16 protein-coding genes are annotated in these 25248 nt (G+C 63.4%); 12 read left to right on the top strand and 4 right to left on the bottom strand.

Annotated features, from left to right (window positions below; genetic code table 11):
- Positions 1–229 precede the first annotated feature (229 nt).
- From scpB to truB, 7 genes are all read left to right on the top strand, one after another.
- Complete coding sequence (gene scpB / locus ACTJLC_RS22935; protein WP_073429853.1) at positions 230–1396, top strand: SMC-Scp complex subunit ScpB; 1167 nt, start codon at positions 230–232, stop codon at positions 1394–1396.
- A 63-nt stretch (positions 1397–1459) separates the two neighbouring features.
- Positions 1460–3340, top strand: coding sequence for a 23S rRNA pseudouridine(2605) synthase RluB (gene rluB / locus ACTJLC_RS22940; protein WP_073429855.1), 1881 nt, complete (start codon positions 1460–1462; stop codon positions 3338–3340).
- Between the two features lie 517 nt (positions 3341–3857).
- Positions 3858–4316, top strand: a complete 459-nt coding sequence (gene rimP / locus ACTJLC_RS22945) for a ribosome maturation factor RimP (RefSeq protein ID WP_007182297.1) — start codon at positions 3858–3860, stop codon at positions 4314–4316.
- Positions 4313–5788: a transcription termination factor NusA gene (nusA, locus tag ACTJLC_RS22950; protein WP_073429857.1), complete on the top strand. Its 1476-nt coding sequence runs from the start codon at positions 4313–4315 to the stop codon at positions 5786–5788. Before rimP ends, nusA begins: the two co-directional genes overlap by 4 nt.
- Positions 5789–5882: 94 nt before the next feature.
- A complete protein-coding gene (gene infB, locus ACTJLC_RS22955; RefSeq protein ID WP_073429859.1) occupies positions 5883–8828 on the top strand; it encodes a translation initiation factor IF-2 in 2946 nt (981 codons plus the stop codon).
- 201 nt (positions 8829–9029) lie between these two features.
- Positions 9030–9395: a 30S ribosome-binding factor RbfA gene (gene rbfA / locus ACTJLC_RS22960; protein WP_042324072.1), complete on the top strand. Its 366-nt coding sequence runs from the start codon at positions 9030–9032 to the stop codon at positions 9393–9395.
- 95 nt (positions 9396–9490) lie between these two features.
- The gene (truB, locus tag ACTJLC_RS22965; protein ID WP_073429861.1) at positions 9491–10444 is read left to right on the top strand and encodes a tRNA pseudouridine(55) synthase TruB; all 954 of its coding nucleotides are present in this window, start codon (positions 9491–9493) and stop codon (positions 10442–10444) included.
- Positions 10445–10541: 97 nt separating this feature from the next.
- On the opposite strand, the gene ACTJLC_RS22970 is transcribed toward truB, so the two are convergent.
- The 4 genes from ACTJLC_RS22970 to ACTJLC_RS22985 all read right to left on the bottom strand — a co-directional run bounded on the left by ACTJLC_RS22970 (position 10542) and on the right by ACTJLC_RS22985 (position 15532).
- Positions 10542–12104 carry a DHA2 family efflux MFS transporter permease subunit gene (locus ACTJLC_RS22970; RefSeq protein ID WP_073429863.1) on the bottom strand — a complete coding sequence of 521 codons (1563 nt, stop codon included), beginning with the start codon at positions 12102–12104 and terminating at the stop codon, positions 10542–10544.
- A gap of 34 nt (positions 12105–12138) precedes the next feature.
- Positions 12139–13386, bottom strand: a complete 1248-nt coding sequence (locus ACTJLC_RS22975; RefSeq protein WP_114162701.1) for an EmrA/EmrK family multidrug efflux transporter periplasmic adaptor subunit — start codon at positions 13384–13386, stop codon at positions 12139–12141.
- A 72-nt stretch (positions 13387–13458) separates the two neighbouring features.
- Positions 13459–14967: an efflux transporter outer membrane subunit gene (locus ACTJLC_RS22980; protein WP_310134585.1), complete on the bottom strand. Its 1509-nt coding sequence runs from the start codon at positions 14965–14967 to the stop codon at positions 13459–13461.
- Positions 14968–15016: 49 nt separating this feature from the next.
- Positions 15017–15532 (bottom strand): MarR family winged helix-turn-helix transcriptional regulator, encoded by a 516-nt coding sequence (locus ACTJLC_RS22985; RefSeq protein WP_073429870.1) that lies wholly within the window; start codon positions 15530–15532, stop codon positions 15017–15019.
- Between the two features lie 336 nt (positions 15533–15868).
- Between ACTJLC_RS22985 and typA the strand changes: the two genes are divergently transcribed.
- From typA to zapE, 5 genes are all read left to right on the top strand, one after another.
- Positions 15869–17695 (top strand): translational GTPase TypA, encoded by a 1827-nt coding sequence (typA, locus tag ACTJLC_RS22990; protein ID WP_310122797.1) that lies wholly within the window; start codon positions 15869–15871, stop codon positions 17693–17695.
- 383 nt (positions 17696–18078) lie between these two features.
- Entirely contained in the window at positions 18079–20940 is a 2862-nt protein-coding gene (locus ACTJLC_RS22995) for a 2-oxoglutarate dehydrogenase E1 component (RefSeq protein WP_073429874.1), read from the top strand.
- A gap of 151 nt (positions 20941–21091) precedes the next feature.
- Positions 21092–22363, top strand: a complete 1272-nt coding sequence (gene odhB / locus ACTJLC_RS23000; protein WP_073429875.1) for a 2-oxoglutarate dehydrogenase complex dihydrolipoyllysine-residue succinyltransferase — start codon at positions 21092–21094, stop codon at positions 22361–22363.
- Between the two features lie 138 nt (positions 22364–22501).
- A complete protein-coding gene (gene lpdA / locus ACTJLC_RS23005) occupies positions 22502–23932 on the top strand; it encodes a dihydrolipoyl dehydrogenase (RefSeq protein WP_114162698.1) in 1431 nt (476 codons plus the stop codon).
- Positions 23933–24024: 92 nt separating this feature from the next.
- Positions 24025–25122 (top strand): cell division protein ZapE, encoded by a 1098-nt coding sequence (gene zapE / locus ACTJLC_RS23010; RefSeq protein WP_073429877.1) that lies wholly within the window; start codon positions 24025–24027, stop codon positions 25120–25122.
- The last annotated feature ends 126 nt before the right edge of the window (positions 25123–25248 follow it).

Consider the following 25248-nt stretch of genomic DNA (forward strand, 5'->3'; position numbering starts at 1 on the left):
CGCCTTTACGCACTGATTGTTTTTGCGTAATATGGCGCTCAGTCACGCGATTCCTTTCAGGAATATCGCTGCTCCGTCCGGCTGGGTTTGGCTCGATGCCTGTTTCGCCTCCCCCCGGTGCGTGCTCCCATCAATATGACCGATCAGAATCGGGCGAGCGCGTCTTCAGTTCCACATCGTCTGTTTGATCCGGTTCTTTGACCCTAACTCATAAGGTCGACCTGGCTGCATGAATACCCAAGAGGCGAAGATCGTCCTCGAGACTGCCTTGATCTGCGCGCAGGAGCCGTTAAAGCTCGGCGAGTTGCGCAAGCTCTTTGCCGACGGCGTGTCGGCAGACACCGTTCGAACTTTGCTCGAGGACCTCAAGCGCGATTGGTCCGGGCGCGGTGTGGAGCTGGTCGGGTTGGCGTCGGGCTGGCGATTTCAAAGCAAGCCCGCGATGCGTTCGTATCTGGATCGTTTGCATCCCGAGAAGCCGCCGAAATATTCGCGCGCGGTGCTCGAGACGCTCGCGATCATCGCCTACCGGCAACCGGTCACGCGTGGCGATATCGAGGAGATTCGCGGCGTCACCGTGAATACGCAGGTCGTCAAGCAACTCGAGGACCGCGGCTGGATCGAGGTGATCGGTCATCGCGACGTGCCGGGCCGTCCGGCGCTGTATGCGACCACACGGCAGTTTCTCGACGACCTCGGTTTGACGGCGCTCGACGAATTGCCGCCGCTCGCCGATCCGTCCGCGCAACTGAACGCGGATCTTCTCGGGCAGCACGCAATCGAGTTTTCGGATGTGGAAGCGGCTCAGGCATTGGCTGCGAGCGAAGAGGCCGTGATCGAAGAGCCGGCCGACTCCGGCACGACCGAGGCGGTCGACGAATCGCATGGCGCGAGCGTTGGCGGCGAACCGCACGAAGCCTTGCAAGCAGCGAACGAAGCGCCGCTGGCCGGATCGGCGGACACAGCTAGCCATGAAGACACCGGCCATGTCGAAGAGACGCCTGGAACGGCGGGAACGGAAATAGCTAAAGAGTATCAAGCGCCGCATGCTGAACACAGGGAGTCAGCGGAGACGGCGGTTAAAGCGGCGGATATGGCAGCGGCGTCCGAGTCGCAAAACGACGCTGCCGGCGCACCGGCCGCGCAAGAACATGCTGAAGAAGCGGCAAAGGTTGTACCGCAGGCCGGCGCCGCCGAACCTGCACTGAATCACGATCCGGTCTCCCAGGCCGATCCCGCAATACCCGCGCGCGACTCGGGCGCGCTCCGCAATACGGAGCGCGCCGCCGAGCCGAACCCGACCACGGCGGCGCACGGCGATCGTAAAGATCGTCGCGATGCCGCACAGGACGCAGGCATTCTGACCGACGACGAACCCGAGTCGCGCAGCGCCTGACGTAACCGAACTTTTTTGCCGCGCCCGCAATGGGCGCGCGCGACCTGACATTTTGAGGTTGTTTTGACACATACCCACGACACCGATTCGTCCGAATCCGAGCGCGCCGTGCCGTCGGCGCGCGCTGACGAGACGCACGCCACGCAAGCATCGGCAGGCGAGGGCGAGCGCCCGGCGCAGACCACGGAAGCAGACGGCGAGGACCGTCCGCGCCGCGGCCTGCGTCGCGGGCCGCGCAGCCTGATCGCGCGGCGCCGCGCCGGAGCGAAGACGAAGGGCGCCGAAGGCGCGCCCGCGCAAGGAGCGCCGGTCGTCACCGAGGCCCCGCCTGACGGCGAGGTGGTCGCGCAAGTGCGCATGCCGCGCAAGGAAGCCGGCGCCAAGGGACAAGGTCCGCGGCGCAATGCCGGCGGGGCGAAACGCGAAGGTGGTCAACGTGAAGGCGCACCCCGCGAGGGCGGCGCTCGCGAAGGTGGGCGGGGCGAGCGCCAGCCGCGTGAAGGCGGTCAGCGTCAGAACCGCCGCGGCGCCGAAGCACCGGCGGCCGCGGCCACGGAAGCCGGCCAGGACGATCTGTTCTCGTACGTCACCTCGCCCGCATTCGATGCCGACAACAGCGCCACCGGCGGCGTGCGCGCGCCGATGCTGCGCCGTGGCAAGCCGGCCGCGCCCAAGCGCGTGCTGGCGGCGGACGACGACGCGCCGAAGCTGCACAAGGTGCTGGCCGAAGCCGGCATGGGCTCGCGCCGCGACATGGAAGAGCTGATCGTCGCCGGCCGCGTGTCGGTGAACGGCGAGCCGGCTCACATCGGGCAGCGCATCATGCCGACCGACCAAGTTCGCATCAACGGCAAGCCGGTCAAACGCAAGCTGGCCAACAAGCCGCCGCGCGTGCTGCTGTATCACAAACCGACCGGCGAAATCGTCAGTCACGCCGATCCGGAAGGCCGTCCGTCGGTATTCGACAAGCTGCCGCCGATGAAAACCGCCAAGTGGCTCGCGGTCGGCCGCCTCGACTTCAATACGGAAGGTCTGCTGATGCTGACCACGTCGGGCGATCTGGCGAACCGTTTCATGCACCCGCGTTATAGCGTCGAGCGTGAATATGCGGTGCGCGTGGTCGGCGAACTGGCCGAAGGCATGCGTCAGAAGCTGCTGCATGGCGTCGAGCTGGAAGACGGTCCGGCGAATTTCCTGCGTATTCGCGACGGCGGCGGCGAAGGCACTAATCACTGGTATCACGTCGCGCTCGCCGAAGGGCGTAATCGCGAAGTGCGCCGCATGTTCGAAGCGGCCGGCCTGATGGTCAGCCGTCTGATCCGTACCCGTCACGGCCCGATTTCGCTGCCGAAAGGTTTGAAGCGCGGCCGCTGGGAAGAGCTCGAGGACAATCAGGTTCGCGCGCTGATGGCGTCGGTCGGCCTGAAGGCGCCGACAGAAGAAAAGGGCGGTCGCGGCGCCGCGCCGGAGCGCAAGCAGCCGGATCCGATGCAAACGTCGATGGGCTTCATCAATCGTGAGCCGGTGCTGATGTCGCACGGCCGTTTCGAGCAGCAGCCGCGCGGCCAGGGTCGTCGTGGTGCGGCGGGCGGCGGCTTCGGCGGCGGTGCGGGCACCGGCTTTGGTGGCGGCTATGGCAGCCGTGGAGCGGGGCGTGGGGCCGGCGGCGGCTTCAGCGGCCCGATGGGCGGCGGCACGGGCGGTCCGCGTGGCGGACGTGACGTCGACGGCAATCGTGCGCCGTCGGGCAATAGCAATCGGGCGGCAGGCGGCGGCAAGCGCGTCGGCGGCGCTGGCGGCAATCCGGGCGGCGGCGGTCGCGGGCCGGGCGGCAATCGCGGCGGCAGCGGCGGTGCGGGCAACCGTGCGGGCGGCGGCAATGCCAATGCGGGTGGCGCCAATCGCGGCGGCGGCGCACCGCGCGGCCGCTCACGTGGCCGTTAAGCGGTAACGAAGTCGCGCGTGGCGGGCTGTCGCGTATCGCGCTCCCTAATACGTGCGGCCCTCGGCGGAATCGATCGACGAGCGCCGCGCATTTCATGCGGCGCATAAAAATCGCGGCGTGAGCGCAAATCGGGGCAGAGTCGCTCTGCTTGCTCGCCAAGCCAGGAGCGGGCCGCGCAAACCGCCTTGCAAAAGGCCCAAAGCGCCGCCATATCGTTCGAACGATTTCCCATGAAATCAAGCGGAAATGCGCTTCACGCGGCGTTCTGCGGGTTTGCGTTTGTCCCGAAAAATGGCTACAATCGCGAAGTCGCTGGGCGTGCGGCTTTTCATGTGCGGCTCAGGTGCGACCACCGGCAATAAGATGATGGGCGTTTAGCCCATTTTTTTTTGCCGCTCAGTTTATGTGGTTTGGCATCTCGGGTAGCACGAACGTGCGCCGGCTTGGCGCGCGGCCCGCATTGGTTGTTTGCAAAACAGGCGGCAGGCTCGCTGCGCGAACATCTAAGAGGGCACTGTGCAACTGACGGAACTGATTGAAACCACGGTCGTGGGACTCGGCTACGAGCTCGTCGATCTCGAGCGCACCGGGCGCGGCATGTTGTGTATTTATATCGACCAGCCGGCCGGCATTGCGATCGAAGACTGCGAGAAAGTCACGCGTCAGCTCCAGCACGTTCTGACGGTCGAAAATATCGATTACGAGCGGCTCGAAGTGTCGTCGCCGGGTCTCGACCGCCCGCTGAAAAAACTGGCGGATTTTGAACGCTTCGCAGGCAGCGAAGTGGTAATCACATTGAAAAAGCCATTGGACGGACGGAAATCGTACCGGGGCATCCTGCATGCTCCGCAAGGCGAGACGATCGGTCTGGAATTTGAAGGGAAGGAAGGCGCCGCGATGCTTGATTTCACGCTCGCGGACATGGATAAAGCACGCCTCGTTCCGAAAGTTGACTTTAGGAGCCGCAAACAATGAGTCGCGAAGTGTTGATGCTGGTGGATGCGCTGGCACGCGAGAAGAACGTCGACAAAGACGTGGTATTTGCCGCGCTCGAGGCGGCTCTCGCTTCGGCCTCCAAGAAACTCTTCGAAGAAGACGCGGATATCCGCGTCCATATCGACCGTGAAAGCGGCGAACACGAAACGTTTCGCCGCTGGCGCGTGGTGCCGGACGAAGCCGGTTTGCAGGAGCCGGATCAGGAAATCCTGCTGTTCGAAGCGCGTGAACAGAAGCCCGACATTCAACTCGACGAATACATCGAGGAACCGGTGCCGTCGATCGAATTCGGCCGCATCGGCGCGCAGGCCGCCAAGCAGGTGATCCTGCAAAAGGTGCGCGACGCGGAACGCGAACAGATCCTGAACGACTTCCTCGAGCGTGGCGAGCACATCATGACCGGCTCGGTGAAGCGTCTCGACAAGGGCAACTTCATCGTCGAAACCGGCCGTGTCGAAGCGCTTTTGCGCCGCGATCAACTGATTCCGAAGGAAAACCTGCGCGTGGGCGACCGCGTGCGCGCCTATATCGCCAAGGTCGATCGCACCGCGCGCGGCCCGCAGATCGAACTGTCGCGTACCGCGCCCGAATTCCTGATGAAGCTGTTCGAGATGGAAGTGCCGGAAATCGAACAGGGCCTGCTGGAAATCAAGGCGGCGGCCCGCGATCCGGGTGTGCGCGCCAAGATCGGCGTGATCGCTTACGACAAACGTATCGATCCGATCGGCACTTGCGTCGGCATTCGCGGCTCGCGCGTACAGGCGGTGCGTAACGAGCTCGGTGGCGAAAACGTCGACATCGTGCTATGGTCGGAAGATCCCGCACAGTTCGTGATCGGCGCGCTCGCGCCGGCAGCCGTCCAGTCGATCGTCGTCGATGAAGAAAAGCATTCAATGGACGTCGTCGTCGACGAAAACGAGCTGGCGGTCGCGATCGGCCGCAGCGGCCAGAACGTGCGTCTTGCCAGCGAACTCACCGGCTGGCAGATCAACATCATGACGCCGGACGAATCCGCGCAAAAGCAGAATCAGGAACGCGGTGTATTGCGTGACCTGTTCATGGCGCGTCTCGATGTCGACGAGGAAGTCGCCGACATCCTGATCGACGAAGGCTTCACGAGCCTCGAAGAGATCGCTTATGTGCCGCTCAACGAGATGCTCGAAATCGAGGCATTCGACGAAGACACCGTTCACGAACTGCGTAATCGCTCGCGCGATGCATTGCTGACGATGGCGATCGCGAACGAAGAAAAGGTCGAAAATGTAGCGCTCGACCTGAAGAGCGTGGAAGGCGTCGACGCCGACCTGCTCGCCAAGCTGTCCGAACACCAGATCCAGACGCGCGACGAACTCGCCGAGCTGGCTGTGGATGAACTGGTCGAGATGACCGGAATGGAAGAGGATGCCGCTAAGGCGTTGATCATGAAAGCACGTGAACACTGGTTCCAGTGAGAAATGACCATGGCGCACTAAATTGAACGCGGCCGTCAGGCCGCATGACCCGATGCTAACCGCAAGGAATCGGTCCTTGCATTAAGAGGAATGAATGGCGAGTAACAACGTAGCCCAATTTGCCGCGGAACTGAAAATGCCTGCAGGCGTGCTGCTCGAGCAGCTGCAGGCGGCAGGCGTCACCAAAGCGAGCGAAGACGACACCTTGTCCGAAACGGACAAGGCGCGTCTGCTCGACCACTTGCGCAAGTCTCACGGCTCGACTGATGCGGACAAGCGCAAGATCACGCTGACGAAACGGCATACGTCGGAGATCAAGCAGTCCGACGCGACGGGCAAGGCTCGCACCATTCAGGTCGAGGTGCGTAAGAAGCGCACTTTCGTCCGCCGCGACGAAACCGTCAGTGAAGGCGCGGAAGCATCGAATCATGTGGCCGAGGCCGACGTCGACGATCTGGAACTCCAGCGTCGTGAAGAGGAAGCGCGTCACGAAGCCGAGCTGCTCGAAAAGCAGGCTCAGGAGCTGAAAGCGCGTCAGGAACAACTCGAACGCGAGGAAGCCGAACGTCAGGCGCGCGAGCAGGCTGCAGAAGCCGAGCGCCGCCGTGCGGAAGAAGAAGCGGCGAAGAAGCGCGCGGCGGCTGCGGCCGAAGCGGCGGCTCGCGAGAAGCCTCAGCAGCCGGCGCAAGCTGCGCAGCCGGTCACGGCGAAAGCCGAACCGGCGGCTGCCAAGGCTGCGCAACCCGCCGTCGAGCAGGACGACGAACGCGCCGCGGCGGAACGCGCGGCGCAACGCGAGGCTGCGAAGAAGGCGGAAGACGCGGCGCGTCAAGCCGCTGAGAAAGCGCGCGCCGAACAGGAAGAAATCGCCAAGCGTCGCGCAGCGGCTGAAGCCGAGGCGCGTGCGATTCGCGAAATGATGAACACGCCGCGCAAGGCGCAGGTCAAGGCGCCGGAGCCGGCACCGAAGCCCGCTGAGCCGGCCAAGGCCGCCGAAGCCAAGGGCACGCTGCACAAGCCGGCACGTCCGGCAGGTGAAGCAACGGCACGCCCGGCCGCCAGGAAGCCGGCTGTCGCGGCTCCGGCCGCCACGACGGCGCCGTCGGCGGGCGACAAGAAGAAGCCGGCGGGCAAGGGCAACTGGCAGGACGACGCAGCCAAGCGCCGCGGCATCAAGACGCGCGGCGATACCAGCGGCGGCGTCGATCGCGGCTGGCGCGGCGGCCCGAAGGGTCGCGGCAAGCATCAGGATCAGAGCACCACGTTCCAGGCGCCGACCGAACCGATCGTGCGTGAAGTGCATGTGCCGGAAACCATCACGGTCGCCGATCTTGCGCACAAGATGGCGGTGAAGGCGTCGGAAGTCATCAAGTCGATGATGAAGCTCGGCCAGATGGTCACGATCAACCAGATGCTGGACCAGGAAACGGCGATGATCATCGTCGAGGAATTGGGCCACCATGCGGTCGCGGCCAAGCTGGACGACCCGGAAGCGATGCTGGTCGAAGGCGAAATCAGCGATGCGGAAGCATTGCCGCGTCCGCCGGTCGTCACGGTCATGGGTCACGTCGACCACGGCAAGACCTCGCTGCTCGACTACATCCGCCGCGCCAAGGTGGCAGCGGGTGAAGCGGGCGGGATCACGCAGCACATCGGCGCCTATCACGTCGAAACGCCGCGCGGCGTCATCACGTTCCTCGATACGCCGGGTCACGAGGCCTTTACGGCCATGCGTGCCCGCGGCGCGAAAGCAACCGACATCGTGATTCTGGTGGTCGCAGCCGACGACGGCGTGATGCCGCAAACGAAGGAAGCGATCGCCCACGCGAAGGCCGGCGGCGTGCCGCTCGTCGTCGCGATCAACAAGATCGACAAGCCGGATGCGAATCCGGAGCGCGTGAAGCAGGAACTCGTCGCGGAAGGCGTCGTGCCGGAAGAATACGGTGGCGATTCGCCGTTCGTGTCGGTGTCGGCGAAAACCGGCGCGGGCATCGACGACCTGCTCGAAAACGTGCTGCTGCAAGCCGAAGTGCTGGAACTGAAGGCGCCGGTCGAAGCGGCGGCCAAGGGTCTCGTCATCGAAGCGAAGCTCGACAAGGGTAAGGGTCCGGTCGCAACGATCCTCGTCCAGTCCGGTACGCTGAACCGTGGCGACGTGGTGCTGGCGGGTAGCGCTTACGGCCGCGTGCGAGCCATGCTCGACGAAACCGGCAAGCCGACCAAGTCCGCCGGTCCGTCGATCCCGGTGGAAATCCAGGGTCTGTCGGAAGTGCCGCAAGCCGGTGAAGAAGTCATCGTCATGCCGGACGACCGCAAGGCGCGTGAAGTCGCGCTGTTCCGTCAAGGCAAGTTCCGCGACGTCAAGCTGGCTAAGCAACAGGCCGCGAAGCTCGAGAACATGCTGGAACAGATGGGCGAAGGCGAAGTGCAGTACATGCCGCTCATCGTCAAGGCCGACGTGCAGGGTTCGCAGGAAGCGCTGGTGCAGTCGCTGCTCAAGCTCTCCACCGACGAAGTCCGCGTGCAGATCGTGCACGGCGCCGTGGGCGGCATCAGCGAGTCCGACGTCAACCTGGCAACGGCTTCGAAGGCGGTGATCATCGGCTTCAACACCCGTGCGGATGCACAGGCGCGCAAGCTGGCGGAAGCCAACGGTGTCGATATTCGCTACTACAACATCATCTACGACGCAGTGGATGAGGTGAAGGCCGCGATGTCCGGCATGCTGGCGCCGGAGAAGCGCGAAGTCGTGACGGGCACCGTCGAAGTGCGCCAGGTCTTCAAGGTGCCGAAGATCGGCGCGGTGGCCGGCTGTATGGTCACGGACGGTTTCGTCAAGCGCTCGTCGTCGGTACGCGTGCTGCGCAACAACGTCGTCATCTTCACGGGCGAGCTCGATTCGCTCAAGCGCTTCAAGGACGACGTGAAGGAAGTCCGTCAAGGCTTCGAGTGCGGTATGTCGATCAAGAACTTCAACGATATCGTCGAAGGCGATCAGTTCGAAGTCTTCGAAGTCACCGAAGTCGCGCGTACGCTGTAATTCACGCGACACGGCTCAACGGGCGGAGCGGGCTTTAGCGCCCGCTCCGCCCGTTGTTTTTTGAGCCACGGCGGCGCGCCTGTCGCCTATGGCGCCCGCAGCCGCCCACGGTCATCGAGCCGCTCACATGCCGCCCGCATGACGAAGACCGCGGCTACGCGATCAACTTTTTGCATCCGTCATAACGGATCACACAACACCATGCCTAAAAAACGTTCTTCTCCCAATCGCAACGTGCAGATCGCCGATCAGATCCAGCGCGACCTGTCCGAGCTGCTGCGTGAGGTCAAGGATCCGCGCATCGGCATCGTCACGATTCAAAGCGTCGAGCTGACGCCGGACTACGCGCACGCGAAGGTCTATTTCACGACGCTGACGGGCGACCCGCAGCAGACGCTGGAAGCGCTCACGCATGCGGCCGGTCATCTGCACAATCAGCTGTTCAAGCGCTTGCATATCCATACCGTGCCGACGCTGCATTTCCACTACGACAAGACGATCGAGCGGGCGGTCGAAATGTCGCGTCTGATCGACGAGGCGAATGCCAACCGCGCGAAAGAAGACTGAGCAGGCGTTATCCGCTGCCGTGCCGTTGACTGCAATGCGCCTGGCGCCGCCTTCCGTTTTGCTTTCCGTTTACCTCGAAGATCCGTCTTTCTGACATGACCGCACCTCAACGCCCCCGCGTGCCGCGGCGCGCGCTCGACGGCGTGCTGCTGCTCGACAAGCCGCTCGGCCTGTCGAGCAACGACGCGCTGATTCGCGCGAAACGTCTCTATCTGGCGAAAAAGGCGGGCCACACCGGCACGCTCGACCCGCTCGCCACCGGTTTGCTGCCGCTGTGCTTCGGCGAAGCCACCAAGTTCTCGCAGGATCTGCTCGAAGCCGACAAGACCTACGAGGCCACGATGCGCCTCGGCATTCGCACGACCACCGGCGACGCCGAAGGCGAGACCATCGACACACGCGAGGTGACGTGCGATCAGGCGGCGGTCCTTGCGGCTTTACCGACGTTTCTCGGCGACATCATCCAGGTTCCGCCGATGTATTCGGCGCTCAAGCGCGACGGCAAGCCGCTGTACGAATACGCGCGCGCCGGTCAGACGGTCGAACGGGAAGGGCGGCAGGTGACGATCCACGCGCTCGAATTGCTCGCCTGCGCGCTGCCGGACGTGACCTTTCGCGTGACGTGCAGCAAGGGCACGTATGTGCGCACGCTCGCCGAGGACATCGGCGAAGCGTTGGGTTGCGGCGCGCATCTGGTGGCGTTGCGGCGCACCGGCGTCGGCGCGCTGACGCTGGAACACGCGGTGACGCTCGATGCTCTGTCGAGCGCGCCGGAAAGCGAGCGGGACGCGTGGCTGCAACCGGTCGACGCGCTGCTGTCCACGTTCCCGCTCGTCAGGCTGGATGAGGACGCGACTCGCCGCTTTCTGCACGGTCAACGCCTGAAGCTGTCGGAGTTGGCGATCACCGGCGACGCGGTGAATGCGCCGCGCGTGCGTGTGTATGACGGGGAAGGCCGCCTGCTCGGTGTCGCGAAACAAGGCGAAGGCGTGCTCGCACCGGAACGGCTGGTGGTGACGACGGCGAGCCAGGCCGCGTTAAAGCGCTAGAAGCCGAAGCCGAAGCAAGGAAAAAAGGCGGGACCGCTCGAAAGCGGCCCCGCCTTTTTCCATTCCACTTCGCCGCGCCCGGAAAGACGCAACAACGTCAATGCGCGGCCGCCGCCGCCGCGCCGGCGTCACCGCCTGCACGCTCCGGCCTGGTGATCCAGATCAGCGCGATTAGCGCGACAAAAATGCCGGCCGACACGAAGAACAGATCGTTCACGCCCAATTGCGCGGCCTGTTGCGTGGCCATCGTGTTGAACAATCCATAAGCTTGCGGCTGACTGAAACCGGCCGCACCCATTTGCCGGATCGACTGATCGAACACCGGGTTGTACGCGCTAGCCTGTTCGGCCAGTTGCGCGTGATGCATGATGGTGCGGTGATCCCACGCCGTCTGGAAAATCGAGGTGCCGATGCCGCCGCACATGATCCGCACGAAATTCGACAAACCCGATGCGGCCGGAATCCGGTTGCCGGGCAAGCCCGAAAGCGTGATCGACACCAGCGGAATGAAGAACCCGGCCATGCCGATGCCTTGAATCAACGTGGGCAGCAGCAGCGAATACGTATCGACGCCGGTCGTATAACGCGAGCGCATCCAGAAGCACAACGCGAATACGAGGAACGACAGCGTCGCGATATAGCGCGGATCGGTACGCGGCAAGATCTTGCCTGTGATCGGCGACAGCAGCACGGCGAACAGGCCGACCGGCGCCATGACCAGTCCCGCCTCGGTTGCCGTGTAACCGATATCGGTTTGCAGCCACAACGGCAGCAGCACGAGATTGCCGAAGTACAGGCCATAGCCGACCGACAGCGCAACCGTGCCGCCCGTGAAATTACGCTTGCTGAAGAGCGACAGATCGACCACCGGATGCTCGGCCGTCAGCTCCCACACCACGAAGAACGCGAGCGCGATCACCGCGACCAGCGTCAGCACGACGATGGTGGTCGACGAAAACCAGTCGAGGTCCTTGCCTTTGTCGAGCATGATCTGCAACGCGCCGACCCAAAGGATCAGCAGGCCGAGACCGACGCCGTCGATCGGCGCTTTTTTAATCACTGAATCGCGATTGCGGAAGATCATCCACGTGGCCGCGGCGGCAATCGCGCCGACCGGAATGTTGACGTAGAAAATCCACGGCCAGGAGATGTTGTCCGAGATCCAGCCGCCGAGAATCGGCCCGGCCACCGGCGCGATCAACGTGGTCATCGCCCACATCGACAACGCCATCGGCGCCTTGGCGCGCGGATAGCTGGCGAGCAGCAGCGTTTGCGACAGCGGAATCATCGGGCCGGCCACGGCGCCTTGCAGCACGCGCGACGCCAGCAGGAACGGCAGCGTGGGCGCGAGGCCGCACAGCCACGACGAGATCACGAACAGCACGATCGACGCCATGAACAGGCGCACCTGACCGATGCGGTCGGTGAGCCAGCCGGTGAGCGGCACGGAGATCGCGTTCGCCACCGCGAACGAGGTGATTACCCACGTGCCCTGGTCGGACGACACGCCGAGGTCGCCCGAAATGGACGGAATCGAGACGTTCGCAATCGACGTGTCGAGCACGTTCATAAAGACGGCGAGCGACACCGCAATGGTGCCGATCACCAGTTGCGCGCCCTCGAGCGGCGGATGAGGAACTTGCGCCTGAGCCTGAGCCATGAAGCGAAAAACCTTGTAGGAATCGTTGCGCGACTTACATCAATTTCGCGGCCGCGGCCGTAGCGGCGGCGGCGGGCTTCGCACCGCCGGCTTGCGCCGACTTCTGCGTGCCGCCGTTCGGGCCCGCGTTTTCCGCGATGATGCGGGCGATTTCCGCGTCGGCTTCGTCGCCGTACTTCTCGAACACGGTGGTTTGATAGACCGTGTTCGGCGCCTGGCCGAGCTGGCCGCCCTGGTCGTCCTTGATGGTCACGTCGGCTTGCATCGACAGGCCGATGCGCAGCGGATGCTGTTCGAGCTCCTTCGGGTCGAGCGCGATCCGTACCGGCAGGCGCTGCACCACCTTGATCCAGTTGCCGGTCGCGTTCTGCGCGGGCAGCAGCGAGAAGGCCGAGCCCGTACCCGCCGAGAAACCGACCACCTTGCCGTGATACACCACCGACGAACCGTACACGTCGGCCGTCAGTTCGACCGGCTGACCGATGCGCATGTGCTTCAACTGCACTTCCTTGAAGTTCGCGTCGACCCACACGCTGCCGAGCGGCACGATGGCCATCAGCGGCGTGCCCGGCGAGACGCGCTGGCCGACCTGCACCGAGCGCTTGGCGACATAGCCCGTGACCGGCGCCGGCAGGTTGTTGCGCGCGTTGTTCAGGTAGGCGTCGCGGACCTTCGCGGCGGCGGACAGCACGTTCGGGTGATTCGCGATCGAGGTGTTGGCGGTCAGCGCGCGGTTCGAGGCCAACTGCTGCTGGGCGGCGTCGACGGCGGCTTGCGCGCTCTTCACGGCGTCGCGCGCGTGCGAGATTTCCTCGAGCGACACGGCGCCGGTTTGCGCGACCGTCAGACGGCGCTTCAGGTCGTCCTGAGCGCGCGACAGATCGGCCTGGCGGACGGCGACTTGCGCCTGGTATTGGTTGTCGTCGGCGAACAGGCCGCGCACCTGGCGCACCGTTTGCGCGAGATTCGCTTCGGCCTGTTCCAGCGCGACGCGCGCGTCCGCCGGGTCGAGCACGACGAGCGGGTCGCCGGCCTTCACGGTTTGCGTGTCGTCCGCATTCACGGCGACGACCGTGCCGGTGACTTGCGGCGTGATTTGCACGACGTTGCCGTTCACGTACGCGTCGTCGGTGTCTTCGTGGAAGCGCGCGACGAGGAAGTAGTACAGGCCGTAGGCGATCGCGGCGATCAGGATCACGATGACGAGCAGCGTCATCATGCGCTTGCGTTTGCCGTTGTTGGCCGGTTGTGCGGGGGCAGCGGGCTGCTGGGGGGTGCTCATTGATGTGCTCCGGGTTCTCTCAAGCGTCGTCGTTTATTCGGGTGTGCGTGCGGGTCTGGTGCCGATGCCGTGTCAGTTCGCGGCGGCGGTCGCGGCGGTGGCCGACGCCGGGGCATCGGTCGGCACCACGAGGCCGGTCTGCGTCGCGTCGAAACCGCCGCCGAGCGCCTTGACGAGACCGATCTGCATATCGCGGCGGCGCATCTTCAGGCTCGTTACCGTCTGTTCGGCGGCAAGGCGGTTCTGGTCGGCGGTCAGCACCTGCAACTGCGGCGACAAACCGGCCTTGTAGCGGATCACGGCCAGCTGATACGCCTTGGTGGACGCGTCGAGCGCGCGCTGCGCGTCGCCCGATTGCTGGTCGATGGAACGGATCGACGACACTTGCGTCGCCACGTCCGAGAGGGCGTTGATCAGCGTCTGGTTGTAGTTCGCCACATCCAGATCGAAATCGGCGTAGCGTCCCTTCAACTGCGAGCGCAGCGCGCCGGCGTCGAAGATCGGCAGGTGGATGGCGGGGCCGAATTGCATCTGGCGGCTGCCCGCCTTGAGGAATCGGCCCCAGCCGAACGCGTCGAAACCGAAGCCGGCGGCGAGGTTGACGTCCGGGAAGAACTCCGCTTTCGCTTCCTTCACGTCGTGCATCGCGGCTTCGACCTGCCAGCGCGCGGCGACGATGTCCGCGCGGCGCGCCACGAGATCGGCCGGCAGGTTGTTCGGCAGCGCCACGGTGTCGCCGGTGGTCAGGACCGGCTGGGCGATCTGGAGGCCGCGGTCGGGACCCTTGCCCAGCAGCGCGCCCAACTGATAGCGCACCACGGTGATCTGGCCGTCGAGGTCGGTCAGCGTCGACTGGCTGGTTGCGATGTTGCCGTTCGCGGTTTGCCGCTCGACGTTGGTGTCGAGACCGGCGGCGACGCGCCCGTTCGTAATGCGGCCGATTTCCTGACGGTTGGCGATTTCACGCGCGGCGATGTCGCGCAGCGCGTACAGCTGCGCGAGCTGGTTGTACCTGCTCGCCACCGACGCGGCGAGCGTCACGCGCGCCTGCTGCATGTCGGCTTCGGCGGCTTTTTCCTGCGACACCGCCTGGCCGAGGCGCTGGCGGTTTTTGCCCCACAGGTCGAGATCCCATGACGCGCTCGCGAGCACGTTATTTTCGCTATACCAGGTGCCGCCGTACGGAGGCGGGTAGAGCGCGTTGCCCGAGAACAGTTCGCGGGTCCACGAATAGCTGCCGGTGACCTTCGGATACAGCGCCGAGCGCGAGCTCTCGATATACGACGAAGCCTTGGCCACGCGCGCCTGCGCCTGGGCGATCGACGGACTGCCTTCGAGCGCCTCCGCGATCAGCTTGGGCAGTTGCGGGTCGCCGAACTGGTTGGCCCAGTCGAGCGACGGCCATTGGCCGCTCTCGCTGGGCAGACTCCGAGCGGACTCGTACTGAGCCGGCGACGACATCTGCTTGTCGCTTTTCATACCGAAGTAGTTCGCGCACCCCGTGAGGGCGAGCGCCGTCACAGCGGCGGCGACAGCGGCCCGGCTCGAAAGTGCGGGCACGGACAGGGAAAGGGATTTCATTCGCTCGACTCTTTGAGTGAAGATAATGATGGACACTGCAAGCAAATTCTTACGATTTGCTGTCGGGTTTGCTTGCTGCATCACGGGTAACTCCCGTTTGTTCGCCGGCGTTGACCAGCACGCGGCGCAGCATGCTTTTCAGAAAGCCCACTTCTTCGGGAGTGAAACCGCTCAGCAGGCTGTTCAGCACGCCAGTGAAAATCGCGGGCATCCTGGCGGCGATCGCCTGGCCTTCGGGCGTCAGCGCGAGACGAACCACGCGTCGGTCTTCGTTGCTGCGCACTCTCGTCAGCAGGCCGCGTTTTTCCAACCGGTCGACCAGACGCGTGACGGCGCTTGCGTCAATGCCGTATTCACGGGCCAGTTCGGCCGCCAGCAGGCATTTGCCGCTGGCCACCATGAACAGGATGCTGCCTTGCTGGCTGGTGATGCCCAGTTCGGCCATGCTGCGCTGAGTGACCAGATTCGACATGGTCGATCTCACTCGCGTGATCAGGTAGCCGACGCTTTCGCCGACCTGGTATTCGCTGATCTCGGGCGGCGGGGTGGGGGACGGCTTCGTCATGACTCTCGTGCGAATGCAATGGTTGACTAGGCAGGATTATAAGACGGGGTTGATTGACGCGGCAAGCGTTACCACAGCTTAGGCAAGGAACTTTTGCTGCTCAAGGTTATACGTTGACCGGTTTTGCGTGGGATTTTCCCGGCGTAAGTCGCATGGTTTCCTACGCTTCGCTGCGCCGAAGATGCTCGGTCTGTCAGGGAATACCAGAAAGCTTCATTCGTGCGTGCTATAATGTTGGGTTCCCAAAAGTGCGCTTTGGGCTTGTCGTGGTTCATGAGAAGTAACCAAGTAACCGGCATGAGCATTCGGCGCACTCCAACTGTCCCCAGGTTTCCTATGACCCGCGCCCTACGCAACATCGCCATCATTGCCCACGTCGACCACGGCAAGACCACGCTCGTCGACCAGCTCCTCCGCCAAACCGCCACGTTCCGCGAGAACCAGCAGGTCGTCGAACGCGTGATGGACTCGAACGACATCGAAAAAGAACGTGGCATCACGATTCTGTCGAAGAACTGCGCGGTCGAATACGAAGGCACGCACATCAATATCGTCGACACGCCGGGCCACGCCGATTTCGGCGGTGAAGTGGAGCGCGTGCTGTCGATGGTCGACTCGGTGCTGCTGCTGGTGGATGCCGTGGAAGGCCCGATGCCGCAAACGCGTTTCGTGACCAAGAAGGCGCTGGCGCTCGGCCTGAAGCCGATCGTCGTGATCAACAAGGTGGACCGTCCGGGCGCGCGCATCGACTGGGTGATCAACCAGACCTTCGACCTGTTTGACAAACTGGGCGCGTCGGACGAGCAGCTCGACTTCCCGATCGTCTACGCATCGGGCTTGAACGGCTACGCCGGCCTGACGCCGGACGTGCGTGAAGGCGACATGCGTCCGCTGTTCGACGCCGTGCTGGAACACGTGCCGGTTCGCCCGGCCGATCCGGAAGCGCCGCTGCAACTGCAGATCACGTCGCTCGACTATTCGTCGTATGTTGGCCGTATCGGCGTGGGCCGCATCACGCGCGGCCGCATCAAGCCGGGCATGGCCGTAGCCGTGCGTTCGGGCCCCGACGGCGCGATCCTGAACCGCAAGATCAACCAGGTGCTGTCGTTCAAGGGTCTGGAGCGCGTGCAGGTCGAATCGGCCGAGGCCGGCGACATCGTGCTGATCAACGGTATCGAGGAAATCGGCATCGGCGTGACCATCTGCTCGCCGGAGCAGCCGGAAGCGCTGCCGATGATCACCGTCGACGAACCCACGCTGACCATGAACTTCCTCGTCAACTCGTCGCCGCTCGCTGGCCGCGAAGGCAAGTTCGTCACGAGCCGTCAGATTCGCGACCGTCTGATGAAGGAGCTGAACCACAACGTCGCACTGCGCGTGAAGGAAACCGGCGACGAAACCACCTTCGAAGTGGCCGGCCGCGGTGAATTGCACCTGACCATTCTCGTGGAAAACATGCGCCGTGAAGGCTACGAGCTGGCCGTGTCGCGTCCGCGCGTGGTGATGCAGGAAATCGACGGTGTGAAGCACGAGCCGTACGAAAACCTGACCGTCGACATGGAAGACGCCCACCAGGGCGGCGTGATGGAAGAACTCGGCCGCCGCAAGGGCGAAATGCTCGACATGGCGTCGGACGGCCGTGGCCGCACGCGTCTCGAGTACCGCATTTCGGCACGTGGCCTGATCGGCTTCCAGTCGGAATTCCTCACGCTCACGCGCGGCACGGGCCTGATGAGCCACACGTTCGACTCGTATCAGCCGGTCAGGGAAGGCGCGGTCGGCGAGCGTCGCAACGGCGTGCTGATTTCGCAGGACGACGGCGCGGCAGTCGCTTACGCGCTGTGGAAATTGCAGGATCGCGGCCGTATGTTCGTGTCGCCGGGCGAGCCGCTGTACGAAGGCATGATCATCGGCATTCACAGCCGGGACAACGACCTGGTCGTGAACCCGATCAAGGGCAAGCAATTGACCAACGTGCGTTCGTCGGGTACCGACGAAGCGGTGCGCCTCGTGCCGCCGATCCAGATGTCGCTGGAATACGCGGTTGAATTCATCGACGACGATGAACTGGTCGAAGTCACGCCGCAATCGATCCGTCTGCGCAAGCGCTATCTGAAGGAACACGAGCGCCGCAGCGCAAGCCGTAAGGGCGCCGTGGACTGATTGACCGCGCCTTGCGCGGCATGATGGCAAGGTAAGACAAGCAAAAGCCACCTCCGGGTGGCTTTTGCCGTTTCTGGCGCGCCAATCGCGTTGTGCGTAGTTGCTAGTGGTTGGCAAACCGTTGATGCGCGTTCGTCCACGTTTATCGCAGAAAGACCGTTGCGCGCACTGGATATCGGCCGGAAAGCCCGTCGCGGCGGGCTTGAGCGGCAAACCGTCGGCTATCTGGACTATTTGATCTGTGCTATGCTCCCCGGGTGCAAAGTTTTAGGTCCTTCCAAGCAAGACTTGATTCGCGCAATCCGCTAAACGGTCAGGCCGTGTCGCGGAAGGTTCTGTAACCCGCTATTTCTCGAGAAACTCGAAGAAAGGTGAGCGTAAAAATGATGAAGCAATTCCAGTCGAACTCTTATCTGTTCGGCGGCAATGCTCCGTACGTTGAAGAAATGTACGAAGCATATCTCGACAATCCGGCGTCAGTGCCCGAGAACTGGCGCAGCTATTTCGACGCGTTGCAGAACGTCCCTGCATCGGATGGCACCAGTGCCAACGACGTGGCCCACGGCCCGATCGTCGAATCGTTTGCTCAACGGGCCAAGGCCAACGCCTTCATCCCGCGCACGGCAACCGGTGGCGAAGATCTCGCCACTGCGCGAAAGCAAGTCTATGTGCAGTCCCTCATCGGCGCATATCGCTTCCTCGGCTCGCAATGGGCCAATCTCGATCCTCTGAAGCGCCGCGAACGTCCCGCGATCCCCGAACTTGAACCCGCGTTCTACGACTTCACCGAAGCCGACATGGACCAGGAGTTCAGCGCAACGAATCTGTATTTCGGATTCGAGCGCGCTTCGCTGCGCGAGATCGTCAAGGCATTGCGCGACACGTACTGCGGCACGATCGGCGCCGAGTACATGTACCTCAGCGATCCGGAACAGAAGCGCTGGTGGAAGGAGAAGCTCGAGTCGATTCGCTCGACGCCGAACTTCTCCAACGAAAAGAAAAAGCACATCCTGAATCGCCTGACGGCCGCCGAAGGCCTCGAGCGCTTCCTGCACACCAAGTACGTCGGCCAGAAACGCTTCTCGCTCGAAGGCGGCGAAAGCTTCATCGCGTCGATGGACGAAGTCGTGCGTCATGGCGGCGCTCGCGGCGTGCAGGAAATCGTCATCGGCATGGCTCACCGTGGCCGTCTGAACGTGCTGGTCAATACGCTCGGCAAGATGCCGGCCGATCTGTTCGCCGAATTCGAAGGCAAGCATGTCGACGACCTGCCGGCCGGCGACGTGAAATACCACAAGGGTTTCTCGTCGGATATCTCGACCGACGGCGGCCCGGTTCACCTGTCGCTCGCGTTCAATCCGTCGCACCTCGAAATCGTCAACCCGGTGGTCGAAGGTTCGGCGAAGGCGCGCATGGACCGTCGCGGCGACGACAACGGCCTGCAAGTGCTGCCGGTGCAGATCCACGGCGACGCGGCCTTCGCGGGCCAGGGCGTCGTGATGGAAACGCTGAACCTCGCGCAAACGCGTGGTTACGGCACGCACGGCACGCTGCATATCGTCATCAACAACCAGATCGGTTTCACGACGTCGGACCCGCGCGATTCGCGCTCCACGTTGTACTGCTCGGACGTCGTCAAGATGATCGAGGCGCCGGTGCTGCACGTGAACGGCGACGATCCGGAAGCGGTCGTGCTGGCCACGCAGCTGGCCATCGACTTCCGGATGCAGTTCCACAAGGACGTCGTCGTCGACATCGTCTGCTTCCGTAAGCTCGGCCATAACGAGCAGGACACGCCGGCTGTCACGCAGCCGCTGATGTACAAGACGATCGCCAAGCATCCGGGCACGCGCGCGCTGTACGCTGAAAAGCTGACGCAGCAAGGCGTGATCACGGCGACCGACGCGGACGAATACGTCAAGGCTTACCGCAAGGCGATGGACGAAGGCCATCACACCGTCGACCCGGTGCTCTCGAACTACAAGAGCAAGTACGCGGTGGATTGGGTGCCGTTCCTGAACCGCAAATGGACCGACGCAGCCGACACGGCCGTGCCGCTCGCCGAATTGAAGCGCCTCGCCGAGCGCATCACCACGATTCCCGAAAACTTCAAGGTTCACCCGCTGGTCGAGCGCGTCATCAATGACCGCCGCGCAATGGGCCGTGGCGAAGCGAAGCTCGACTGGGGCATGGGCGAACACCTCGCGTTCGCGTCGCTGGTCGCGTCGGGCTACGCAGTGCGCCTGACCGGTCAGGACTCGGGCCGCGGCACGTTCACGCACCGTCACGCGGTGCTGCACGATCAGAATCGCGAACGCTGGAACGACGGCACCTACGTGCCGCTGCAGAACATCGCCGAAGGTCAGGCGAAGTTCACGGTGATCGACTCGGTGTTGTCGGAAGAAGCGGTGCTCGGCTTCGAATACGGCTACTCGACCGCTGAACCGAATACGTTCGTCGCATGGGAAGCGCAGTTCGGCGACTTCGTGAACGGCGCGCAAGTCGTGATCGACCAGTTCATCTCGTCGGGCGAAGTGAAGTGGGGCCGTGTGTCGGGCCTTACCATGCTGCTGCCGCACGGCTACGAAGGCCAGGGCCCTGAGCACTCGTCGGCGCGGATCGAACGTTTCCTGCAACTGTGCGCGGACCACAACATGCAGGTCGTTCAGCCGACCACGCCGGCGCAGATTTTCCACCTGCTGCGCCGTCAAATGATCCGCCTGTTCCGCAAGCCGCTGATCGTCGCCACGCCGAAGTCGCTGCTGCGTCACAAGGAAGCCGTGTCGGATCTGTCGGAACTGGCCAACGGTTCGTTCCAGCCGGTAATCGGTGAGATCGATCAGGCCATCGACGCGAAGAAGGTCAAGCGCGTCGTGATTTGCTCGGGCCGCGTCTATTACGACCTGCTCGCGCATCGCCGTGAATCGAAGTCGAACGACGTCGCGATCATCCGTATCGAACAGCTCTATCCGTTCGCGCATAAGCAGTTCGAAGCGGAAATGAAGAAGTACGACAACGCGACCGAAGTGGTGTGGGTGCAGGACGAGCCGCAGAATCAGGGCCCGTGGTTCTACATCGAGCACCACCTGAAGGAAGGCATGAAGGACGGGCAGAAGCTGGCATACAGCGGTCGTCCGGCTTCGGCTTCGCCGGCAGTCGGCTACTACGCGAAGCACTACGAGCAGCAGAAGGCGCTGGTCGAAGGCGCTTTCGGCCGCCTCAAGAGCGCGTCGATCGCTAAATAACGAAAACAGACGAACCGGGAAAGCGCCACGCGCTTTCCCGTGCCGCATCCAGTGACCATTGAGGGTTCATTCGCGGCAGACATGGTTCGCAGGCGGTCGTCGAGTCCATGGATCGCGCGCCGTCACCCGATACGTATTCAGGATATTCATAATGGCTATTGTTGAAGTCAAGGTTCCCCAGCTTTCCGAGTCGGTTTCGGAAGCCACGATGCTGCAGTGGAAGAAGAAGCCCGGCGAGGCTGTGGCTCAAGACGAAATTCTCATCGAAATCGAGACCGACAAGGTCGTGCTCGAAGTGCCGGCACCCTCGGCCGGCGTGCTCGCGCAAGTCATCGCGAACGACGGCGACACCGTCACCGCCGATCAGGTCATCGCCAAGATCGACACCGAAGGCACGGCCGGCGCCGCTGCTGTCGAAGCCGAAGTCAAGCCGGCGCCTGTCGCCGCACCGGCTGCCGCACCCGCGGCTCAGGCCGCATCCGCAACGGGTGCGAACACCGCTGCTTCGCCGGCTGCCGGCAAGCTGATGGCCGAGAAGGGCCTGTCGTCGGGCGACGTCGCCGGCACGGGCCGCGACGGCCGCATCACCAAGGGCGACGTGCTGACCGCGGGCGCTCCCGCCGCCAAGGCCGCAGCACCGGCGCCGGCCGCCGCACCGAAGGCTGCCAAGCCGTCGCTGCCGGACGTCAAGGCGCCGGCGTCGGCTGATCAATGGCTGAAAGACCGCCCGGAACAACGCGTGCCGATGTCGCGTCTGCGCGCGCGTATCGCCGAGCGTCTGCTCGAGTCGCAGCAAACCAACGCCATCCTCACCACGTTCAACGAAGTGAACATGGCGCCGGTGATGGACCTGCGCAACAAGTACAAGGACAAGTTCGAGAAGGAACATGGCGTGAAGCTCGGCTTCATGTCGTTCTTCGTGAAGGCGGCCGTTCACGCGCTGAAGAAGTTCCCGCTGGTGAATGCGTCGATCGACGGTAACGACATCGTCTATCACGGCTATTTCGACATCGGTATCGCTGTCGGTTCGCCGCGCGGTCTGGTGGTGCCGATCCTGCGCAACGCGGATCAGTTGAGCCTCGCGGAAATCGAGAAGAAGATCGCCGAATTCGGCCAGAAGGCGAAAGACGGCAAGCTGTCGATCGACGAAATGACCGGCGGTACGTTCTCGATCTCGAACGGCGGTGTGTTCGGTTCGATGCTGTCGACCCCGATCATCAACCCGCCGCAATCCGCGATTCTCGGCGTGCACGCCACCAAGGAACGCGCCGTGGTCGAAAACGGCCAGATCGTGATCCGTCCGATGAACTATCTGGCGCTGTCATACGACCACCGGATCATCGACGGCCGCGAAGCGGTGCTGTCGCTGGTCGCCATGAAGGACGCGCTGGAAGACCCGGCGCGCCTGCTGCTCGACCTGTAAAAGCCGCTCCGGCCGGCGCCAGTTGCCATTGCGCAAACTGGCGCCCTATAAGCATCACGTCTTTCGCATTCCGCAGTACAGGAATAGGGCGCGCCACGAAACGTGGCCGCGCGCCGTTCCGTCATAAAAAGGATTGTCATGTCCAAAGAATTTGACGTCGTCGTGATCGGCGCAGGCCCCGGCGGCTATATCGCTGCAATTCGCGCCGCACAGCTCGGCAAGACGGTTGCATGTATCGAAAAATGGAAGAACCCGGCCGGCGCGCTGAAGCTCGGCGGCACGTGTCTGAACGTGGGCTGCATTCCGTCGAAGGCGCTGCTCGCTTCGTCGGAGGAATTTGAAAACGCGCAGCACCATCTCGCCGATCATGGCATCAACGTGTCGGACGTGAAGATCGACATCACGAAGATGCTGGCCCGCAAGGAAGGCATCGTCGAGAAGATGACGAAGGGTATCGAATTCCTGTTCCGCAAGAACAAGATCACGTGGCTCAAAGGTCACGGCAAGTTCACCGGCAGGACGGACGCCGGCGTGCAGATCGAAGTGAGCGGCGAAGGCGAAACCGAAGTGGTCACGGCGAAGAACGTGATCATCGCGACGGGCTCGAAGGCGCGTCATCTGCCGAACGTGCCGGTCGACAACAAGATCGTGTCGGACAACGAAGGCGCCTTGAGCTTCGACACGGCGCCGAAGAAGCTGGCCGTGATCGGCGCGGGCGTGATCGGTCTGGAACTGGGCTCGGTGTGGCGCCGTCTCGGCGCGGAAGTGACCGTGCTCGAAGCGCTGCCGGAATTCCTCGGCGCCGCCGACCAGGCGCTCGCGAAAGAAGCCGCCAAGCAGTTCAAGAAGCAGGGTCTCGACATTCACGTCGGCGTGAAGGTCGGCGAAGTGAAGACCACCGCGAACAGCGTCACGATCGCTTACACGGACAAGGACGGCAACGCGCAAACGCTCGAAGCCGACCGCCTGATCGTGTCGATCGGCCGCGTGCCGAACACCGACAACCTCGGTCTCGAAGCCATCGGCCTGAAGGCCAACGACCGCGGCTTCATCGACGTCGACGATCACTGCGCGACCGCGGTGCCGAACGTGTACGCAATCGGCGACGTGGTGCGTGGCCCGATGCTCGCGCACAAGGCCGAGGACGAAGGCGTGCTGGTCGCGGAAATCATCGACGGTCAGAAGCCGCACATCGACTACAACTGCGTTCCGTGGGTCATCTACACCGAACCGGAAATCGCATGGGTCGGCAAGACGGAGCAGCAACTGAAGGCGGAAGGCCGCGAGATCAAGACGGGCCAGTTCCCGTTCATGGCGAACGGCCGCGCGCTCGGCATCAACAAGGCGGATGGTTTCGTCAAGATGATCGCCGACGCGAAGACCGACGAACTGCTCGGCGTGCACATCATTTCGGCGAATGCATCGGACCTGATCGCGGAAGCCGTCGTGGCAATGGAGTTCAAGGCGGCGTCGGAAGATCTCGGCCGTATTTGCCATCCGCACCCGTCGCTGTCGGAAGTCATGCGCGAGGCGGCGCTGGCCGTCGACAAGCGCGCGCTGAACATGTAATGACGCGCACGCCTGACTGATCGCAGCACTTTCGCATCACCACAAAGGCGGGCGGGTTCAATCCCTCCCGCCTTTCTTTTTGCAGCAACACAATGAACGTCACCGAATACTACGAAAAAGAACTGCAGACGCGGGGTTATCAATCGGACCCGGCGCAGCGCGCGGCGGTCGACCGTCTGCAACGGTGCTACGAAGAGTGGGTCGAATACAAATCGCGCCGCTCCAATGCGTTCAAGAAACTGATCATCCACCCGGACCGGCCGCGCGGCGTGTACATGTGGGGCGGCGTGGGGCGGGGCAAGAGCTTCCTCATGGACAGCTTCTACATGATCGTGCCGGTGCAGCGCAAAACGCGGCTGCATTTCCACGAGTTCATGCGCGAGGTGCATCGCGAACTGGAAGAACTGAAGGGTCGGGCCGATCCGCTCGACGAACTCGCGCTTCGTATCGCCAAGCGCTACCGGCTGATCTGTTTCGACGAATTCCACGTGTCCGACATTGCCGATGCGATGATCCTGTACCGTCTGCTCGACAAGCTGTTCGAGAACGGCGTGCAGTTCGTGATGACGTCCAATTACGCGCCGGACACGTTGTATCCGGATGGCCTGCACCGTGATCGCATGCTGCCGGCGATCGAACTGATCAAGGAGAAGGTCGACGTGATCAACGTCGACGCCGGCGTCGACTACCGGCAACGCACGCTGGCTCAGGTCGAGGTGTATCACACGCCGCTCGGCGCGGCCGCCGACAAGGCGTTGCGCGACGCTTTCGCGCGTCTCGCCGCCGTGCCTGACGAGAGCCCGATTCTGCACATCGAAAAACGCGAGCTGAAAGCGCTGCGCCGCGCGGACGGTGTCGTGTGGTTCGATTTCGCCACGCTATGCGGCGGGCCGCGCTCGCAGAACGATTACCTCGAGCTGGCGAGCCGCTTTCACGCGGTGATTCTCTCCGGCGTGCCGCAGATGTCGGCGCGCATGGCCTCGGAGGCGCGCCGTTTCACCTGGCTGATCGACGTGTTCTACGACCACAAGGTCAAGCTGTTGATGTCCGCCGCGGTGCCGGCCGAGCAGTTGTACGTCGACGGACCGATGGCTAACGAATTTACGCGCACGGTGTCGCGCATCGTCGAAATGCAGTCGAAGGAGTATCTCGACGCGCCGCGCCGGATCGTCGATACGTCGTTGACCTGAAGCGCTGCCGGGAACGGGCCGTGATGCTTTCGCGATAGATCACGATCCGCTACGCGAATACACGCGGTCCGGCGGCGTATTTTCAAGATTCGGACTCGTCTTATATTCCCTCACCGGACGACTGGA

It is taken from the genome of Paraburkholderia sp. 22099 (genome assembly GCF_052045835.1).
Classification (GTDB): domain Bacteria; phylum Pseudomonadota; class Gammaproteobacteria; order Burkholderiales; family Burkholderiaceae; genus Paraburkholderia; species Paraburkholderia terricola.

Excerpts from the sequence above, each read along its gene's own strand:
- zapE (WP_073429877.1), top strand. The coding sequence starts at position 24,025 with ATGAACGTCACCGAATACTACGAAAAAGAACTGCAGACGCGGGGTTAT.
- scpB (WP_073429853.1), top strand. The coding sequence starts at position 230 with ATGAATACCCAAGAGGCGAAGATCGTCCTCGAGACTGCCTTGATCTGC.
- ACTJLC_RS22970 (WP_073429863.1), bottom strand. The coding sequence starts at position 12,104 with ATGGCTCAGGCTCAGGCGCAAGTTCCTCATCCGCCGCTCGAGGGCGCG.
- typA (WP_310122797.1), top strand. The coding sequence starts at position 15,869 with ATGACCCGCGCCCTACGCAACATCGCCATCATTGCCCACGTCGACCAC.
- rbfA (WP_042324072.1), top strand. The coding sequence starts at position 9,030 with ATGCCTAAAAAACGTTCTTCTCCCAATCGCAACGTGCAGATCGCCGAT.
- ACTJLC_RS22975 (WP_114162701.1), bottom strand. The coding sequence starts at position 13,386 with ATGAGCACCCCCCAGCAGCCCGCTGCCCCCGCACAACCGGCCAACAAC.
- lpdA (WP_114162698.1), top strand. The coding sequence starts at position 22,502 with ATGTCCAAAGAATTTGACGTCGTCGTGATCGGCGCAGGCCCCGGCGGC.
- odhB (WP_073429875.1), top strand. The coding sequence starts at position 21,092 with ATGGCTATTGTTGAAGTCAAGGTTCCCCAGCTTTCCGAGTCGGTTTCG.
- ACTJLC_RS22995 (WP_073429874.1), top strand. The coding sequence starts at position 18,079 with ATGATGAAGCAATTCCAGTCGAACTCTTATCTGTTCGGCGGCAATGCT.
- nusA (WP_073429857.1), top strand. The coding sequence starts at position 4,313 with ATGAGTCGCGAAGTGTTGATGCTGGTGGATGCGCTGGCACGCGAGAAG.
- ACTJLC_RS22985 (WP_073429870.1), bottom strand. The coding sequence starts at position 15,532 with ATGACGAAGCCGTCCCCCACCCCGCCGCCCGAGATCAGCGAATACCAG.
- infB (WP_073429859.1), top strand. The coding sequence starts at position 5,883 with ATGGCGAGTAACAACGTAGCCCAATTTGCCGCGGAACTGAAAATGCCT.
- truB (WP_073429861.1), top strand. The coding sequence starts at position 9,491 with ATGACCGCACCTCAACGCCCCCGCGTGCCGCGGCGCGCGCTCGACGGC.
- ACTJLC_RS22980 (WP_310134585.1), bottom strand. The coding sequence starts at position 14,967 with ATGAAATCCCTTTCCCTGTCCGTGCCCGCACTTTCGAGCCGGGCCGCT.